The sequence below is a fragment of the Paraburkholderia sp. UCT31 genome, assembly GCF_014397655.1.
Lineage (GTDB): Bacteria > Pseudomonadota > Gammaproteobacteria > Burkholderiales > Burkholderiaceae > Paraburkholderia > Paraburkholderia tuberum.
The window spans coordinates 1-4,115 of record NZ_VZQP01000137.1; the positions used below are offsets into that span (position 1 = coordinate 1).

Annotated in this window: 3 protein-coding genes and 1 pseudogene; all 4 read left to right on the forward strand. The window is 61.2% G+C overall.

Going from position 1 to position 4,115, the window contains the following annotated elements:
- Positions 1–120, forward strand: a pseudogene (locus tag F6X40_RS40970) (IS30 family transposase); the annotation flags it as partial.
- Positions 121–324: 204 nt separating this feature from the next.
- On the forward strand, positions 325–1,083 hold the full coding sequence (locus F6X40_RS40975; RefSeq protein ID WP_187631824.1) for a hypothetical protein: 759 nt from the start codon (positions 325–327) through the stop codon (positions 1,081–1,083).
- 566 nt (positions 1,084–1,649) lie between these two features.
- Entirely contained in the window at positions 1,650–2,282 is a 633-nt protein-coding gene (locus F6X40_RS40980; protein WP_187631822.1) for a malonic semialdehyde reductase, read from the forward strand.
- 117 nt (positions 2,283–2,399) lie between these two features.
- On the forward strand, positions 2,400–3,536 hold the full coding sequence (locus tag F6X40_RS40985; RefSeq protein ID WP_187631823.1) for an IS110 family transposase: 1,137 nt from the start codon (positions 2,400–2,402) through the stop codon (positions 3,534–3,536).
- The last annotated feature ends 579 nt before the right edge of the window (positions 3,537–4,115 follow it).

Sequence of the window (4,115 nt, forward strand, 5' to 3'; positions counted from 1 at the left end):
GTGTATTCGCAGGCCAAACTCAACGCTGTGGCAAGACGACTGAACGAGCGTCCAAGAAAGACACTGGACTACGAGACGCCCGCCGAACGATTCCAGCAAACTATTGCATCCACCGGTTGAATCCGCCAATGGAACAGCCATTCGAGCAGCCGTCTTAGCCGGGAAGTTCTCGGCCTTTATACCTGCCGTTGGGATTGCTGAGCTGACGAAGAACGGATCAAGCGGGTGCCTACGGCCGCTGTCGCGCGGTCGAGTTGACCGTGGAAGGCTTTGCGATAGACTGCCTTGATCCTAGAGGGGTTTGTCGTGGCTGATCTTAAAACCATGTTGGTCCGTTCGAACGCCGCTTGCGCCCTGATTTGCATGTCGCTGCTGGCGCACGCCGGGACGTCGGCAGACTCAGCCACTGTTACCCGTACGACTGAGGCGACTCGGCCTTTCGTGGGCGACGACCCGGTTGCCATCAGGGACGCCTTGGCGGACCAGAGCTTCAATGCCAACTCGCCTTCGTTGAGCGATCGCATCAGGAACCTGATCCACGTCCCTGTCCTTAAGGCGCCAAGCGATCTCGACTTGCCGAAAGCCAGTCTCGACCGCGACCTGGCTTTCGTCGTACCGGCGCCCTACGGAGTACGATATCAGTCAAAGACGCACCTGTTGACGGTAAACGTAGATCTATCCGATGACGACAATCCGGGAGTGATCCTGCTCAAGAAGACCATAACCGGACCACGCGGTCGAGGGCTTGTGGTGGCGCCGGAGGCGAAGGCCAAGGGGTACATCCAACATATCGATCTGATTGAGCTCAAGTCCGGCGAACGGAGCAAAACCAGGGTTCACGGACGCGTGACACTCTCGCAGTCGGCGTTCTACGAAGCGAATGGAGACTTCGCGATTGTGCTGATGTGTAGCATGGCGCCGCCTTACCTGACCGACCGACGCGAACATAGCGATCCCAGCGACGACGAGCCCACAGACATCACAACAAGAACCTCGACGCTGTACACCAACATTCACGCCATCTGGCTGGTGAGCCCGCAGCGGGGTATCGTGCTATCGAAGAAGCTGCATCTGTCGAAGTAAAGAAGTAAAAAACCCTGGATTGCTTTCGACACAACCTCTCCCGGGGTGCCGGTTTCGAATCAGACAGAGGAAGCCGCAGCTTCTGAGTGTCACCAAGCCGGATTGTGCGCGGGAGACGCCGCTACCTGGAATAGCGGCATTGAACGTTAGCGTGAGACAGCGCAGGGACATCTGACATACTCTGCTCGCACGGAGCTGGATCGCGGCGCCGTGATGGTCGCGCGTAAGCTGTGACCCTTTGCAACGGTTAATTGAGGTGGGCAACGCGTCGCTACACCTTCTCTCGTTCGAAAGTGATCGGAGTCAGACTGATCTGCTCGGAAATGCCGACTTCCTTACAGTCCAGCAGGGTGCTTCCCGAAGCGTCACTGGTACCCGACCGCGCAAATTTTTCCATGGACGACGCGTGGTACGTCTATAACACCCGAACGGGGCTGCGCTCAGATCATCGATGATCAGCTGCGTGATGTTCACGAAACGCTTGGACGGCGTACGGCCCTCCAACAATTCGCGGTTGTTGATGCAGGAAGGCAACTTGCAACGTCCGTTTCCGCTGGGAGGCAAATATGGAGAAACGATTGAATGGAGAAGGGATGGATCTGCTGTTCCGTCAGGCTCGAACCCACAATAGCTGGCTGCCTAAGCCGGTCAGTGATGACACATTGCGCGAACTCTACGAGCTGATGAAGTGGTGCCCAACGAGCGCAAACTGCAGCCCAGCACGTATTCTGTTCCTGCGCACTCAGGACGCGAAGCAACGACTTCTGCCGGCATTGGCACCAGGCAATATCGACAAGACGATGAGCGCACCGGTGACAGCCATCATCGCTTATGACGGCAAGTTCTATGACAAGCTGCCCAAACTCTTCCCGCACGCAGATGCGCGAGCCTGGTTCGCCGACACACCGGAACTGGCCGAGGTCACGGCACGGCGCAATAGCTCGCTACAAGGGGCCTATTTCGTCCTGGCTGCCCGCTCGCTCGGACTGGATTGTGGTCCGATGTCCGGGTTCGATCATGCAAAAGTTGACCATGAATTTTTTCCTGCGAGCGCACAGGAGGGCACCTTCCAACAGGAGTACTTTCCCGACAGCCACATCAAGTCGAATTTCCTCTGCAATCTGGGCTATGGTGATCCGGCAGGGCTGTTCCCGCGCAGCCCACGCCTAGATTTTGACGAGGTCTGCAAATTGCTCTGACCAGCAGGAACCCGGCTTCGCCGTCCGTTGACTAAAGCGGAGATGCTATGTGGGACTACCCAAGCCAGACCCGTTTAGCTAAAACGGAATTTCCAACCCTGTGCAAAGGAGACGGAAATGTCGGCGACCCAGACAGTCCCACAAGGCAATGATACGGCGATCCAAGTCCAGCTCTACATGAGCTTCGAACTCGGCGACAAGTCGTGGAAGTTGACGGCCAGCGATGGCCGGCGCGGCCCGAGCCGTTTCAGCGTGCACGCCGGCGACACGGCTGCGGTGCTCGACTGCGTGCGCCGCGCCAAGGAGCGCTGCCAGCTCGAACCGCAGGCCCCGGTGCATTCGTGCTATGAGGCCGGCCGCGATGGCTGGTGGCTGCATCGCTGGTTGAGCGGGCAAGGCATTGACAACCTCGTGGTCGACCCGGCGAGCATCGAAGTGAACCGACGCGCCAGACGGGCCAAGACCGACCGGCTCGACGGCGATAAGCTGCTGGTGATGCTCAGGCGCCACCACGCTGGCGAGCGCATCTGGTCGGTGGTGCACGAGCCCACGCCCGAGCAGGAAGACGCGCGCCGCACGCACCGTGAACTGGCCCGGCTGAGCCAGGAGCGTACCGCCCACACGAACCGCATCCGCTCCCTGCTGGTGCTGCACAACCTGCGTGTGCCGGTCATCGTCGGCGGGCGCGACTGGGCGGCGTGGTGGGAGCGCCATCGCGAGCAGGTGCCGCCGGTGTTGCGCGGCGAGATCGAGCGCGAGAGCGCGCGGCTGGCGCTGGTCAGGCAGCAGCTCAAGGTGCTGGAAGCGGCGCGGCGCCAGGAACTAGCCGAGGGCAAGCATCCGCTGGTGGCGCAAATGGCACGGCTGCGCGCGATCGGCCCCAAGGGCGCCTGGGTGCTGGTCAAGGAAGTGTTTGGCTGGCGACGTTTCGCCAACCGGCGCGAGCTGGCCGGCAGCCTGGGGCTCACGCCGACACCCTATGACAGTGGCGGCAGTCAGATCGAGCAAGGCATCAGCAAGGCGGGCAACAAGCGAGCGCGCACGATGCTGGTCGAACTCGCCTGGCGCTGGCTGCAACTGCAGCCCGACAGCCTCCTGACCCAGTGGTTCAACCGGCGCTTTGCCGGCGGCGGCAAGCGCATGCGGCGCGTGGGCATCGTGGCGTTGGCGCGGCGCCTGGCTATCGCGCTGTGGCACTACCTCGAGCACGGCGAGATTCCGGCCGGAGCCTCGCTCAAGCCGGCAGTTGCCTGAAATTCCGGGCAGCACGGGTACCACGCAACGCCTTCGCACGCAACACGTCATCATGATCCAGGGTCGACGCGCCCGGAACGTCGGCGGGTCACGGCACCCCGTGACCGGCTCGCAGAGATGGGGCGCGCCCATAACCGGGGTTTGCCAGCGCGCCTTGCGCGCATGCTGCATGAGGTGCAGGGTGTTGGCGCCCTGCACGGATAGAAGTTCGTTCGGGCACTGGCTCGAACGCTCATCACACCCCGACCCCGGACCAGGATGGCACAGCCATGTCGCGCCAAGGCATCACGCGCTCAACAACCTACAGGAGCCACCATGAAATCCAAGCCCTTCACGTGATCAAAAACGGCTTGACATACAAGTCCCCATAGAGCCGACGTTCGGATGTCTGCCTGAACGCGCGTGCGAACGTCCGAAGGTGGCCGACCTCTGCCCGACGGCAATCGGCAGCAGCCGTTAAGGGTTATTCGACGTCTGCCCTCATTCACATGGCTGTGAGTGTGCCGCGGCGCGTGTGGGCAGGCGTCGGATAAGCCTCGAGGGAGGAAACCGCGGGATGGTCCGAGACGCTCGGAATTT

Coding starts and splice junctions, on each gene's coding strand:
- F6X40_RS40975 (WP_187631824.1), top strand. CDS start 325: ATGTTGGTCCGTTCGAACGCCGCTTGCGCCCTGATTTGCATGTCGCTG.
- F6X40_RS40980 (WP_187631822.1), top strand. CDS start 1,650: ATGGAGAAACGATTGAATGGAGAAGGGATGGATCTGCTGTTCCGTCAG.
- F6X40_RS40985 (WP_187631823.1), top strand. CDS start 2,400: ATGTCGGCGACCCAGACAGTCCCACAAGGCAATGATACGGCGATCCAA.